The 11577-nt window shown below is 44.1% G+C and carries 11 protein-coding genes and 1 pseudogene; 5 read left to right on the top strand and 7 right to left on the bottom strand.

The window, feature by feature from the left end; genetic code table 11:
* The 4 genes from hutU to hutC all read right to left on the bottom strand — a co-directional run bounded on the left by hutU (position 1) and on the right by hutC (position 5038).
* On the bottom strand, positions 1 to 1698 hold the full coding sequence (hutU, locus tag AACS00_RS06405; protein WP_110166859.1) for a urocanate hydratase: 1698 nt from the start codon (positions 1696 to 1698) through the stop codon (positions 1 to 3).
* 120 nt (positions 1699 to 1818) lie between these two features.
* On the bottom strand, positions 1819 to 2886 hold the full coding sequence (gene hutG, locus AACS00_RS06410) for a formimidoylglutamase (RefSeq protein WP_110166860.1): 1068 nt from the start codon (positions 2884 to 2886) through the stop codon (positions 1819 to 1821).
* Positions 2879 to 4081 (bottom strand): imidazolonepropionase, encoded by a 1203-nt coding sequence (gene hutI, locus AACS00_RS06415; protein ID WP_110166861.1) that lies wholly within the window; start codon positions 4079 to 4081, stop codon positions 2879 to 2881. Before hutI ends, hutG begins: the two co-directional genes overlap by 8 nt.
* Before the next feature lie 231 nt (positions 4082 to 4312).
* Positions 4313 to 5038, bottom strand: a complete 726-nt coding sequence (hutC, locus tag AACS00_RS06420) for a histidine utilization repressor (RefSeq protein WP_110166862.1) — start codon at positions 5036 to 5038, stop codon at positions 4313 to 4315.
* 257 nt (positions 5039 to 5295) lie between these two features.
* On the opposite strand from hutC, the gene yqfB reads away from it, so the two are divergent.
* Positions 5296 to 5595, top strand: a complete 300-nt coding sequence (gene yqfB, locus AACS00_RS06425; RefSeq protein ID WP_219968404.1) for a N(4)-acetylcytidine aminohydrolase — start codon at positions 5296 to 5298, stop codon at positions 5593 to 5595.
* Between the two features lie 130 nt (positions 5596 to 5725).
* Here yqfB and AACS00_RS06430 read toward each other — a convergent pair whose 3' ends face one another.
* Together AACS00_RS06430 and yeiP are read right to left on the bottom strand one after the other, a co-directional pair.
* Positions 5726 to 6046: an HI1450 family dsDNA-mimic protein gene (locus tag AACS00_RS06430; RefSeq protein WP_004395430.1), complete on the bottom strand. Its 321-nt coding sequence runs from the start codon at positions 6044 to 6046 to the stop codon at positions 5726 to 5728.
* A gap of 2 nt (positions 6047 to 6048) precedes the next feature.
* A complete protein-coding gene (gene yeiP, locus AACS00_RS06435) occupies positions 6049 to 6615 on the bottom strand; it encodes an elongation factor P-like protein YeiP (protein WP_072669239.1) in 567 nt (188 codons plus the stop codon).
* A gap of 204 nt (positions 6616 to 6819) precedes the next feature.
* On the opposite strand from yeiP, the gene AACS00_RS06440 reads away from it, so the two are divergent.
* The gene (locus tag AACS00_RS06440; RefSeq protein WP_110166864.1) at positions 6820 to 7587 is read left to right on the top strand and encodes a nucleotidyltransferase domain-containing protein; all 768 of its coding nucleotides are present in this window, start codon (positions 6820 to 6822) and stop codon (positions 7585 to 7587) included.
* Positions 7588 to 7598: 11 nt separating this feature from the next.
* Here AACS00_RS06440 and AACS00_RS06445 read toward each other — a convergent pair.
* Positions 7599 to 9290, bottom strand: a pseudogene (locus tag AACS00_RS06445) (DNA polymerase II); the annotation flags it as partial.
* Between the two features lie 315 nt (positions 9291 to 9605).
* Between AACS00_RS06445 and gmtX the strand changes: the two are divergent.
* From gmtX to AACS00_RS06460, 3 genes are all read left to right on the top strand, one after another.
* Positions 9606 to 9947, top strand: a complete 342-nt coding sequence (gmtX, locus tag AACS00_RS06450) for a gamma-mobile-trio protein GmtX (RefSeq protein ID WP_198300427.1) — start codon at positions 9606 to 9608, stop codon at positions 9945 to 9947.
* Between the two features lie 14 nt (positions 9948 to 9961).
* On the top strand, positions 9962 to 10255 hold the full coding sequence (locus AACS00_RS06455) for a cyclic-phosphate processing receiver domain-containing protein (RefSeq protein WP_088732592.1): 294 nt from the start codon (positions 9962 to 9964) through the stop codon (positions 10253 to 10255).
* A 378-nt stretch (positions 10256 to 10633) separates the two neighbouring features.
* Positions 10634 to 11512, top strand: coding sequence for a hypothetical protein (locus AACS00_RS06460; RefSeq protein ID WP_110166865.1), 879 nt, complete (start codon positions 10634 to 10636; stop codon positions 11510 to 11512).
* Positions 11513 to 11577 lie beyond the last annotated feature (65 nt).

The raw sequence follows: 11577 nt of genomic DNA on the forward strand, positions 1-11577 counted from the left end.
TTATTTTAATTGAGCCAACTCTGCGTTAAGCATAGGTAAATCGAGTTTTTGTTCCGCCGCGCAGCGCTTGGCGATGTCGTAGCCAGCATCAGCATGACGCATTACGCCGGTAGCAGGATCGTTATGCAGCACCCGGGCAATGCGCTCGGCCGCATCGTCACTGCCATCACAACAGATCACCATTCCTGAGTGCTGTGAAAAGCCCATACCCACGCCGCCACCATGATGAAGAGAAACCCAAGTCGCACCGCTGGCCGTATTGAGTAGTGCATTCAATAATGGCCAATCAGAGACGGCATCAGAGCCATCAAGCATCGCTTCGGTCTCTCGGTTAGGGCTTGCCACTGAACCAGAATCTAAATGATCACGACCAATAACGATGGGCGCTTTTAGCTCGCCATTTTTGACCATTTCATTAAATGCGAGTCCAAGCCGTTGACGGTCTTTTAAACCCACCCAGCAGATACGCGCGGGTAGCCCTTGAAATTGGATGCGCTCACGAGCCATATCGAGCCAATTATGTAAGTGAGGATTGTCAGGAATGAGTTCTTTAACTTTTTGATCGGTTTTATAAATATCTTCCGGATCGCCCGATAAAGCCGCCCAGCGAAATGGTCCGATGCCTTCACAAAATAAGGGACGAATATAAGCAGGAACGAAACCGGGGAAGTCGAACGCATTAGCTACGCCTTCTTCTAAAGCCATCTGCCGAATGTTATTTCCATAATCTAAGGTCGCCGCACCACGTTGCTGCAAGGTGAGCATGGCTCGTACTTGAGTGGCCATCGAAGCTTTAGCGGCTGCCGTGACTTTAGCTTCATCTTCTAAACGACGCTGCGCGGCTTGCTCCATCGTCCAGCCTTGCGGTAAATAACCATTGAGTGGGTCATGAGCTGAAGTTTGATCGGTCACCACATCGGGCGTGATATTACGCTCAACTAACTGCGGGAAAATATCCGCGGCATTACCTAATAAACCGACCGAGACGGGCGTCTCTGATTCATAAATAATGGCTAACGCTTCATCTAAGCTAGTGGCTTTTTTATCGACATAGCCAGTACGTAGACGATAATCAATGCGTGATTCATCGCATTCAACGGCGATCATTGAAAATCCTGCCATGGTAGCTGCGAGTGGCTGAGCACCGCCCATACCACCGAGTCCACCGGTTAAGATCCAACGCCCTTTGGCTTGACCATCAAAATGTTGTTTGGCAACCGAGACAAAGGTTTCGTAAGTGCCTTGGACAATGCCTTGTGAACCAATATAAATCCATGAGCCAGCGGTCATTTGCCCATACATCATCAGTCCTTGTTTATCGAGCTGATTAAAATGCTCCCAATTCGCCCAATGAGGGACTAAGTTTGAATTAGCAATCAACACTCGTGGTGCGTTTTTATGGGTTGGGAACACCGCCACTGGTTTGCCCGATTGAATTAACAGCGTTTGATCTTCTTCAAGACGCTCTAATACCTCGACGATTTTATCGAAACATTGCCAGTTGCGCGCCGCGCGGCCAATACCACCGTATACCACTAATGCATGAGGATGTTCGGCAACCTCAGGATCTAAGTTATTCATTAACATGCGTAGTGGTGCTTCGGTCAACCAAGATTTCGCGCGCAGAGTCGTGCCGTGCGGAGCACGAATAGTACGAGTGGTATCTAAACGAGTATCGTTATTGGGTGGTTGTGACATGGTGTTGCTCCTTATTCATGGTTCCGTTTACGGGTCAAACCCTTTTTATCATCGAGGATAGATGAATGACCCACTCAGCCTGTGTTGGGGCCGATAATGAGTGAGTCGTTTGATTGAACTTTAAATATTATCAGAAGGAGAGTCAGCACTCTGAACTTCAACCGATGATGTGGTAGCGTGTTGCTGATCTTGGTACTCAGTCATAGCACTGGCGATTTCCCAACACAGACGAGCAGCAAGTCGCGCCGTTTGATTATCGATATCATGGCTCGGGTTATATTCAGCCAGATCGGCAATCAGCAGTTTACTGATATGGTGTTGCAATAGATGATCGAAGTAGAGATGGAAATTATCTAAGCTAACACCTTGGGCGGCAGGAGCGCTGACACCGGGGGCGGTCGCCGCTGGAAAGACATCGAGATCAATGGTTAAGTAGAGATAATCACAATCGGCGATAAATGCATCCATTTTCTCGATTAACGCAGCATGATTGCGCTCGTTCAGGGTTTTATCATCGACATACCAAACACCAAGCTGATCGGCACGCTGGAATAGAGCGGTCGTATTGTTCGCGCGGCTGACACCTAAGCAGGCGTAATGAAAATCCCAGCCGATTTGTTGGCAGTGATCAGCGATTTGCATAAACGGGGTGCCAGAGCTGGGCTTGATAGATATCTTCTCACTGCTAAAGGATCTGAGATCAAAGTGAGCATCAAAATTGATGATCGCGATCTTTGGCGTTTTCATGCCTTGTTTGAGTAAATGTTTGCCCAACCCTTGAAAACTCGCCCACGCCACTTCGTGACCACCGCCAAGCACAATCACTGGTGAGTGTTCTAAACCGTCAGCAATTAACTGCGCACAACGGAGTTGGGATTGCTCTAAGTCATCATCATGGCAGTGAATATTGCCCAAATCGCATAACGAGCTGGTATGGTGCCAGGCTAAATTGGCTAATGCTTGTTTAATTAAATTCGGTGCATGTTTTGCGCCGATCCGCCCTTTATTACGCTCAACACCGGCATCACATTCAAAACCAACCAATGCAACGCTATGAGAGGCCTCGGTTAATTCATCAAGGTGTTTTATTTGCATGACATGGTGGACTCGCTTACCAAGTTCACCATCTTCAACATCATCACGACCCTGCCACTGATAAAGATGGGAAGGGGAAACGGAATTAGTCATGACAGGGCTCTCCATCAACCATACGGGCTTGTAAATAAGGGATACCAACTTGATAACTCAATTCGGCAGGATGATTAAGTGACCAGAAGGCCAAATCGGCATCATAGCCGACTGCAATTTGGCCACGGCTTGCCGCGACACCAAGAGCTTGTGCTGCATGCGTGGTAACGCCACGCAGCGCTTCTTGCGGGGTTAAGCCAAACAAAGTGCAAGCCATGTTCATCATTAAGGTCAGGTCGGCAAAGGGTGAAGTGCCAGGATTGATATCGGTAGCAATCGCCATGGGTACTTGATAGCGGCGCAACCATTCGATGGGGGGCTTACGGGTTTCGCGTAAAAAATAAAACGCGCCGGGCAGCAAAGTCGCGACGGTCGTTGATTGTGCTAATGCTTGTACTCCAGCTTCATCGAGATACTCAATGTGATCGACCGATAGCCCGTTATAGCGCGCCGTTAAAGCGCTACCACCGAGGTTGGACAACTGTTCTGTATGGCCTTTAATCGCTAAACCATGCTCAATGGCACACTGAAATACTTGCTCAGCTTGCTTAAGATTAAAGCCTACCGACTCACAAAACACATCGACACTGCTTGCCAATTGCTGCTCTGCCACTTGTGGAATGATAGTTTGACAAATGAAATCAACATAACTATCGGCTTTACCGGCAAACTCAGGTGGTACGGCATGGGCAGCAAGTAGGGTGGTGGTGATTTTCACTCGGCGGTGGGCTTCCAACGCTTTCGCGGCTTTGAGCATTTTAATTTCATCATCAAGCGTCAGCCCATAGCCAGATTTGATCTCTACACTGGTGATCCCGCTGCGTAATAAACCATCTAAGCGAGGCAGTGCTAACTCGGTTAATTGCTCTTGTGAGGCTTGGCGCGTCGCTTGCACCGTTGCCATGATTCCGCCTCCTTGGGCGGCAATCGTCTGATAAGAGATGCCATTTAAGCGTTGTTCGAACTCGTTGGCTCGTTGACCTGCATAGATAAGGTGCGTATGGCAATCAATCAGTCCCGGAGTGACTAACTGGCCTTGGCAATTGGTTCGCTGTGGATGGCCTGCGAAGGTGTTTGTGGTGATGTCGGCAATTTTTCCGTCACGGATGACAATTGAAAGCGGCTCACTGGGTTGATAGCCGATATCACCAGCTTGCATACTCACGATACGCGCATTGGTTAAGACGTGTTCCATTTCCCCTACTTAGCGAGCCAGAGGTTCGCGATGATACCGACTTCCTTGCTACTTGAAGCTGCAGCGACATTGGCTACGTTTGTTTATCTCAATTCAATCGCTGAGCTTTCGACTGTTTGAGGACGATTTTTCCAAACAGGTAACATTAGGTCGTTAAGGATGATTATAATGTATATACAATTAATAGAGTTAACAGATGATGAATGCAATAGTTATGTTACGAAAATGTGATCAGGTCTGTGGTTGTGGATAGACAATTTTCGAGCTCAATTTGTACTTACTGGCCGGATGATAGAGCTGAGCGAAGCTAACTAAATGCTCACCACTCCAAGTTCGGCGATTAAGCAGCAAGCAAGGTTCGTTAGCTTTGAGTAGCAGCGCTTCGCTGATTGGCTTGTCGGCGATCAAAGCTTCGACCGTATGCTCAATGGCGCTAAGTGGGCAGGCTTCGGAAAGATATTGGTTAGGCGTAATATGAGTAAAGTCTTGTTTTAAGTAGTCAGGGGCATACCTAGGGTTAACCCAACGAATTTCAAGTTGTAATGGTTGATCGTTCGCGTAATGCAATATTTCACTATAAAACAATGGAGTAGCCAGCATTACGCCCAATTGAGTGGCAAGAGTCTCATCGGCAATTAAGGATTGATGAGCGCGAACTTTATTATGATAACGCTGACCTCGACTGGCAATTTCCTCGGCAATGTTACGTATATCTAACAGTGGAGATTCGGCTTTTTCTGGTACGGCGCAGACAAAGGTGCCTAACCGTGGACGACGTTGCAAGCGGCCTTCGGATACTAAATCTCGAATCGCTTTATTGACCGTCATGCGACTGACAGAAAATTGCTCAGTTAATTCCAATTCGGTGCTGATCCGTTCACCAACTGGCCATTGGCCGGATTCGATCTGGTGAATAATGTGCTGTTTAATTTGTTGGTACAGAGGTGAGGTTGGCATACAAATCCATTACATTTATTTATCTATACAAATGATTGATGAGCGAGCTAAAAAAAGCAAGTCTATTTGTTCGTATTTAGGCAGGAGATATGGTCATGCGCAAATTACTCTGGGTTGTAGATAGACGTGTAAATGAGTCAGCCATTTGTCTGGAACCCATTTGAACAGCCGTAGGCTTATCCGTTATAGTGTTAGCTCTTTATGTGCTAATAAGAGAGAAAAATATGCTCGCATCCTCGACCAGCATACCCACCGAAATGACTTTCTTTTCGCGGTTTGAAAACGATATTTTAACGGAGAAAAAAGTCATCACTATTCGTGATCACAGCGAGAAAGATTATCAGCCGGGTTCTATTGTTGAAGTGAGTACCTTAGAAGAAGGGCGTTGGTTTTGCCGTTTAAAGATCATCAATGTTGAACCTATCCAGTTTGATGACTTAAATGAGTTTCATGCTCAGCAAGAAAATATGACTTTAACTGAATTAAAACAGGTGATCAGCGATATCTATCCAGGGATAGAAGAGTTGTATGTGATTCATTACCAACTAGTCGAATAACGATCTTTGGCTACTTAGCGGCCAATGCTCAGTCGATTTTTCGGTTAGGGTAAAAATAATGCCAACTCGTACTGAGTTGGCATTGTCGCTTAGTGGCTTAACCTAGATTAGTCGGCTAACAAAACGAATATTAGTCACGTTTCCAGCGAATATGACAAAACTTTTGTTCAGGATCTCGGCTCAGCAATAAACGTGCAAAAACGTCATCCAGTACGTCATTACTCTCATTGACCAAACCTATGCAAATTTCCGCATAGCGCTCTTTGTCGACGCTAAAGCCCACTTCCGCATCCCAATCATCACTAATATCAACCACCTCAGCTGCGCCGCGCTCATCAAACTGAGCGACGAACAGTAGCACATCTGCCGGTTCAAGATTATCTTCCGCCATTTCTAAAAAAATGTCGTATGCGGTATCGATGGCTTCATCGTAAGAGAGTAAGTCTGTCATGTTTACGCTCGGTTCATGTATTTACGCTCAGCGGTATTGATCACAATGCGATCACCGTTAGCGATGTATTCAGGCACTTGTACCACTAGACCTGTGGCAAAGCGCGCTGGTTTAGTGCGTGAAGAAGCAGACGCTCCTTTGATTGATGGATCGGTTTCTTCAATGACCATCTCTACAGAAGACGGTAATTCGATGGCAACGGGTTTACCATCAACCAGTACCACTTGTAGACCTTGAATTTCTTCGGTGATAAACAGCAGTTCATCTTCGATATCGGCTTTTTTGAAGGTGAATTGTGAGTAATCTGCATTATCCATGAAGATATAGTCATCACCATCGACATAAGAGAAAGAAACATTGCGTTTGTTCATCTCTACCGTATCAAGAAAATCGTCAGATTTATAACGTTCGTCGACGCGAGCACCTGTGGTTAGGTCAGTACAACGTAGCTTGTAAATTTTAGAGCCACCACGGCCACCCGGAGTGGTCACTTCGATATCTTTGATTAACAATGTTTTGCCGTTAGAAACGATAGCAAAACCTTTTTTTAGTTCACTTGCCTTTGGCATGGAAAATACCCTTTGTGCTTGATTTCGGCGCATTATAACGAATGCTTTCTCAGAAAAGAAATGCTTCATGCACCACGGAAAAGAAAAAATTGCTGGAACAGACGTTGTTTCGCAAGATACGCTTAGTCATGATTTGGCTATTGATTCAAACGCGTGCATAGGAGAACATAACTTTATGTTTCACTTGTTGAGTTACTTTACGGCATGACCTTGTCGCCTATTGATGCAAAGCCGCCTTTCCAAGCTGATTATCAACCAGCCATTAATGAGTTGGTCTCTTTTTTGCGCGCTGGATTAGGAGATCAGCTACATAGTGTCTATCTGTATGGTAGCGTGGCTCGTAAAACTGCGCGTCCTCATCACTCTAATCTAGATGTGATTGTGGTGACTTATGGCTCAATCGAGAATACTCGCACGACATTAATCAATACCATCCGTTGGCGTTTTCAAAAGCGTTTTGCATTCATTACTGATATCAGTTTTAAAACTGCGCAAGTAAAAGAGGTGGCAAGTTTAGACAGTTTATTTTCTTGGGGCTTCTTGTTACGTCATTGCAGTGTTTGTGTTTATGGCGATAACCTTGCAGAATGCTTTGGTGATTATGAACCGAGTTGGGAAATTGCTAAACATTGGAATATGGATGTTGAAGATTGGTTATTGTTCTATCGTGATAAAATCGCGAAAACCAATGATACTGCACAACAAGTTAATGCTCAGCAGACGATTGCTAAAAAATTGCTGCGCGCGAGTTATTCATTAGTCATGTATCAGGACAAAAATTGGTTTGATGACCCACAGCAGTGCGGCGAGCAGTTTTTACGTTATTACCCAGAGAAACAAACCGAGATTGACCGTTTAAAGATTTTATTGAAAGGGCGAGTGATCCCCAAGCGTTCGGTAATTGGTTTATTAGATAGCTTTGGCCCATGGTTAGTAAAACAGTATAAGAAAACTGAATTTAAGATAGGTTAATGCTCTTGGAATTAAAATAACCCGAGTTGCGGCGCGATAATTTGCTCAAACTGACGGTTAATAAAAGGCAGAATGGCATCAGCAACGGGTTTTAACTGCTTATCAATGTAATGCTGATAATCGATAGGGCTCGATAAGTACTGTTTAGGCTCAGGGCCATTAAGTGTCATGCAGTATTCAATCGTGCCTTTGTTTTGATATTGTAAAGATCGGCCCAAACGCGCATTAATTTCGTCGGCTAGACGAGCGGCGCGCACTTGAGGCGGCACGTTTTTTTGGTACTCGTGCAGCTTGCGTCGTAGCCGCTTTTGGTAGGTCAATTGGTGATCAAACTCTCCAGCCAACGTTTGCTCTACGGTGGTGCGAATATACTCATCGGGCTGCTCATTGTGAAATATCATCCAATACAGTTCAGACTGAAAACGTTGGGCAAGAGGTGTCCAATCGCTGCGGGCGCTCTCTAAGCCTTTAAACACCATTTTTTCCGTGCCGTGTTCACTAGTTAGGCCAGCGTAGCGCTTTTTCGATCCAGTTTCTGAGCCGCGAATGGTCGGCATTAAAAATTTGCGGTAGTGAGTTTCGTACTCTAATTCTAAAAAAGAGCTCAGAGCGTAGGTTTGCTCAAGGTGGGTTGTCCACCATTGGTTAATGTGCAAGACCAAGTCGCGTCCGATTTGGTCAGCTTGTGTTTGGTTAAATGGACCACCTAATGAAACAAAGGTTGAATCGGTATCACCATAAATGACCTGATAACCTTGCGCCTCAATTAACATTTTGGTTTGTTTCATGATTTCGTGGCCACGCATGGTAATACTTGAAGCCAGACGAGTATCAAAAAACCGACAGCCAGAGGATCCAAGTACGCCATAAAAGGAGTTCATGATGATTTTAATCGCTTGCGAAAAGGCAGGTTCATTGTTTTTCTTAGCGATATCCCGTGCGGCCCATAGCGCTTCAATCATGGCGGGCAGAAAATGGCGCTGACGATGAAACTGCCCGCCGCGAAATCCCTCTACCGCTTGATGGGATGCCCGGCCAACGTCGAGCGTTAACCCTTCAATTAACCCCAGAGGATCAATCAAAAATGAGCGAATGATCGACGGGTAAAGACTCTTAAAATCTAACACTAATACGGAGTCATACAAGCCAGGGCGAGAGTCCATGACATAACCACCTGGGCTAGCCATCCAGTTTTCCGAGTGTAGGTTGGGCGCGATGTAACCTGCACGATGCAGTTGAGGCAGATAGAGGTTTGTAAACGCGGCGACTGAACCGCCAATTCTATCTAGCTCTAATCCGGTTAATCGAGAGCGCTGAATGACAAAGTCTAGTAAATGGGTATGTTGGAAAATCTTCTCGACTAAAATGCAATCTTGCAGATTGTAATGGGCGAGCTGAGGTTTATCTTGTCGATAAAGGCGATTGATTTCTTCCATTCTATCGTGTGGTTGAGTAATGGCTTTACCTTCTCCTAACAGTTGACGGGATACCGCCTCTAAAGACCAAGAGCGAAACTGATAGGTCGCGGTTTTTAAGGTATCGATTCCATCCAGTACCACGCGTCCGGGAATGGTAATAAAGCCTTGGTTCGTTTGCGCAGCCGATCGAAAGTAACTGGCTTGTTTAGCTCGGCCAAGTTTCAGCTTTAATTTGTGCCACTCGGCACGCTTATGCAGTAAGCGAAAGTCAAAATCAATCACATTTTTATCAGTAGAAAAATTTGTTGACTTTTGAGTGTCTTATCGAGTTAATCACTTTAATTTACATTGTGTTAGCTGCGATAATCGGGAAATAATATCCCTGATAAAAAGGAGTCAACGTTGACTAAATTAGAGTATGCTAATTGCTACTTCAGTTAAGTACAAGGAAATAAGGCTTAAAAATTTGTTGACCTGAGTTTGGCTTGCACTACAGAGCATTTTGTTGAAGAGGGTTATAGTCTGACCAAATGAGTTAACCAAGAAGTTAACTCATTATTGGACAAAACCATATTTTAGGAAATTAAACATTAGCAATTAATGAATAACCACAAGAATGGTAACATCACTGAGATCTGCGCCCTGTACTTAAAAGCAGAGAACCGTATCCTTAAACAAAATGCTGAGGTGGTTGTTGATATGCGACCTAATCAGGTTATTCATGCGGAACAAGTAAAGCAGGACGTTGAAGTGTTGCCGTCATTGAATGATGTATTGCTCAATGCTGATATCGAGGCTCTTGAGGATGCCATTAATGAAGATAAGATGGCGCAAAGAGGTTGGACAGTATCAAAGTACGGTGCTGTTAAAGATGTACATGGTCGCCCACTATTTAAAAATGGTTTTGTCCTAGCGATACAAAAAGTGTTGTCGCAATTATAAATTACGGGTATTACATGAAGGTATATTTAGATGATGAAAGAGATACACCGGAAGGTTGGGTTAGATCTTATTGGCCTGAAGAAGTGATCGAGTTGCTTAAAAGCGGTAATGTAACTGAGATTAGCTTAGATCACGACCTTGGAGATGATGATCATGGCACTGGATATGACGTGGTTTTATGGATTGAAGAGGCCGTTATTACGCGTGGATTTGTACCTCCAATCATGAAAGTGCATTCTGCAAACTCATCAGCAAGAATGAAAATGGAACTTGGTATCCAGAACATAAATTCAAAAGTGGGGCGTTAGCGCAATAAGAGTCCCCTCTCATTTGTGTAGGAGAGTAATAAGTCTCATCCTTAGTAATAAAGGATCATACCAAACTGGCGGCCAACAACTCTCGTGACCGCCTTTGTGATTACCACCTTTCAAACACGAAAATGCCCCTTTTCAAGTTAGAGCAAAAGTTTATTCATATTGCGATACAACAGATTTCCCCTAGTAAAATTTATCTAAAGGTCGTAAAAAAGCACCCTGCATCCTACTTAAGCAACATCTTGCGAACTAGTTTACTCTAGCCGTCATTAACACACTGACTTTTTGATATAGCAGAGTAAAGGAGGCATTATAAGGATACAAAGAAGCAGGTTCGCTATCTAAGACGCGTTATGTACTGGAGGAATTTGAATGATCATCAGCAGCAAAACGAGTGAAAAACTTCGAAACTTAATAAATGAAGATACTGAGTATCGTTCTGGGCCAAATTTGGTTAAATTTTTTAATGCTCTAGGTTTTGATCACTCATATGGACAAGGCTTCCCCTCCCGTTGGAAGTATACAGACGATTGTTTAGAAGCAATCAATGGAACACCTCAACTTGATAAATGCATTAAAGCAGTATTCAACCCCGTCAATTTTATTAGCCGTATTGACGAGTTGGATCGCTTGATTGCCGAACTTAATCAGTATTTAGCTTTTGACAAATGGCAAGTTGTTAGAAATGAAGCTGAAATATCCTTCAAGAAACTTCATAAAGTGGAGTTAAACGAGGATAGCGTGAAATCAAATAGTTTGTCTGAGTCTGACTTTTTAAGTCGTGAGTTTAGTGGTTTCACTATCTCTGATTTAGGCTTGGACCCTACCGTAACTGACGTACTGAACAAACGAGTAGATGAAATTGAAAAAACTTATAGTTCGGCAGCTTATCTTTCTACGATTCTAATAGCTGGTAGCACTTTAGAAGGGGTTTTTCTTGGATTAGCTTCTAGTTATCCGAGAGCATTTAACACGGTGAAGTCTTCCCCCAAAAATCGTGAAGGTAAAGTTCAACCGTTTCATGACTGGACTCTTGCCGCCTTTATTGATGTGGCAAAAGACTTAGAACTAATTCAGCTTGATACCCATAAGTTTTCACATACTCTAAGGGACTTTCGTAATTACATTCACCCCTATCAACAAATGTCATCAGGCTTCACACCAAGAGAGCATACAGCTAAGATTTGTTTACAAGTACTTAAGGCTGCAATTACTGAAATAATTTTAAGTATCAATAAACTACGTATTTAACTCGGCTAAAGTTCATCAGAATACTGAAATACAATGAAATTCAGTACTTTTTTATGATACATGTA

The organism is Vibrio sp. 11986-1-5 (assembly GCF_963878025.1).
In the GTDB taxonomy this organism is placed as follows: Bacteria; Pseudomonadota; Gammaproteobacteria; order Enterobacterales; family Vibrionaceae; genus Vibrio; species Vibrio injensis.

What these genes read in the sequence shown, in the direction of transcription:
- hutU (WP_110166859.1), bottom strand. Translation starts at nt 1,698, where the DNA reads ATGTCACAACCACCCAATAACGATACTCGTTTAGATACCACTCGTACT.
- hutG (WP_110166860.1), bottom strand. Translation starts at nt 2,886, where the DNA reads ATGACTAATTCCGTTTCCCCTTCCCATCTTTATCAGTGGCAGGGTCGT.
- hutI (WP_110166861.1), bottom strand. Translation starts at nt 4,081, where the DNA reads ATGGAACACGTCTTAACCAATGCGCGTATCGTGAGTATGCAAGCTGGT.
- hutC (WP_110166862.1), bottom strand. Translation starts at nt 5,038, where the DNA reads ATGCCAACCTCACCTCTGTACCAACAAATTAAACAGCACATTATTCAC.
- yqfB (WP_219968404.1), top strand. Translation starts at nt 5,296, where the DNA reads ATGACTTTCTTTTCGCGGTTTGAAAACGATATTTTAACGGAGAAAAAA.
- AACS00_RS06430 (WP_004395430.1), bottom strand. Translation starts at nt 6,046, where the DNA reads ATGACAGACTTACTCTCTTACGATGAAGCCATCGATACCGCATACGAC.
- yeiP (WP_072669239.1), bottom strand. Translation starts at nt 6,615, where the DNA reads ATGCCAAAGGCAAGTGAACTAAAAAAAGGTTTTGCTATCGTTTCTAAC.
- AACS00_RS06440 (WP_110166864.1), top strand. Translation starts at nt 6,820, where the DNA reads ATGACCTTGTCGCCTATTGATGCAAAGCCGCCTTTCCAAGCTGATTAT.
- gmtX (WP_198300427.1), top strand. Translation starts at nt 9,606, where the DNA reads ATGAATAACCACAAGAATGGTAACATCACTGAGATCTGCGCCCTGTAC.
- AACS00_RS06455 (WP_088732592.1), top strand. Translation starts at nt 9,962, where the DNA reads ATGAAGGTATATTTAGATGATGAAAGAGATACACCGGAAGGTTGGGTT.
- AACS00_RS06460 (WP_110166865.1), top strand. Translation starts at nt 10,634, where the DNA reads ATGATCATCAGCAGCAAAACGAGTGAAAAACTTCGAAACTTAATAAAT.